This window comes from Streptomyces sp. NPDC041970, assembly GCF_055588985.1.
In genome coordinates this window covers 1-1,040 of record NZ_JBVJCD010000038.1, presented here as the reverse complement: position 1 = coordinate 1,040, position 1,040 = coordinate 1, and the positions used below count along the sequence as shown (strand labels likewise).

Genomic DNA, 1,040 nt, shown 5'->3' with positions numbered 1-1,040 from the left:
CCCGGTCCGAGCGCCGCTCCGGCCCCGAACGGCGGACGGCATCCCCCGGTCCGGGGGGTCCCCCCCCCCCCCCCCCCCCCCCCCCCCCCCCCCGGCGCCCCCCCCCCCCCCCCCCCCCCCCCCACGGCACGGACGGGACACCGCGGGGCCCCATGACTATCCCGCCCCGGCGGGCTCGGGCAAGCGGCCTATCCCGCGCTGTCGGATGTTTCCGGCCAGTCGGCCGCGGGCGGGTCCCCGCGCCGGTGGACGGGTCCCAGCGACAGGGCCACCGGCGGGCGGGCCCGGCGCGGGGTGCCCTTGGGCGGCGGGGTGCGGTAGGCCGAGGGGACGGCTCGGGTGGCCAGGGCGATCACCTTGGATCCCTCGCTGTGGATCCAGCGGCGGCGCTCCCACGCGGCGAGGGTCCGCGCGGTCCAGTCCACGTCGGCTCCGGGGCCCTCGGGAGCGGACAGGTCGCGGTGGCGGGCGCCGCCGATGAGGGCCCGGAAGAGGCGGGCCTCCGCGCCCGTGAGCACCGTCCGACCCGCGGGCAGGCCGGGCCTGCCCTCGTCGAGGGCCACGGAGGCGAAGCCGAGGCGGTAGGTGAAGTGCGCCCGGTGGTACTGGGCGCGCCACAGGCTGACCCTGGCGGCCAGCAGCCGGCGCAGTTCCTCGTTGCCTGCGGCGTCGGTGAAGTCGCCCTCGAAGTGGTAGGCGATGTCCCACAGCTCCTCGGGGGTGAGGTGGGGGTAGACGTACCGGTATCCCGCCAGCGGCCTGGTGAGCGTCAGGCCGAATTGCTCGGGGCGCTCCACGTAGGGGCTGAACCGGTCGAAGTGCACGGCCAGGATGTCGTTGTCGGGGGCCTGGAGATGCGTGAGCGAGGAGACCATGTCGATCTGCTCCCGCAGGGAGGCGGGGGTCTCGTCGGGGTAGCCGGTGAGGATGTTCCAGACCGGCAGTACGCCGTATTCGGCGCAGCCGAGCAGGAAGCGGATGTTCTGGTAGGCGGTGGCGCCCTTGCGCAGCAGGCGCAGCCCCTCCGTGCTCAGGCTCTC

Annotated in this window: 1 protein-coding gene; it reads right to left on the bottom strand. The window is 75.9% G+C overall.

From position 1 onward, the window contains the following. Positions 1-188: 188 nt before the first annotated feature. On the bottom strand, positions 189-1,040 hold an 852-nt coding region (locus tag ACZ6EJ_RS19065), incomplete at its 5' end, for a RiPP maturation radical SAM C-methyltransferase (RefSeq protein ID WP_469268471.1).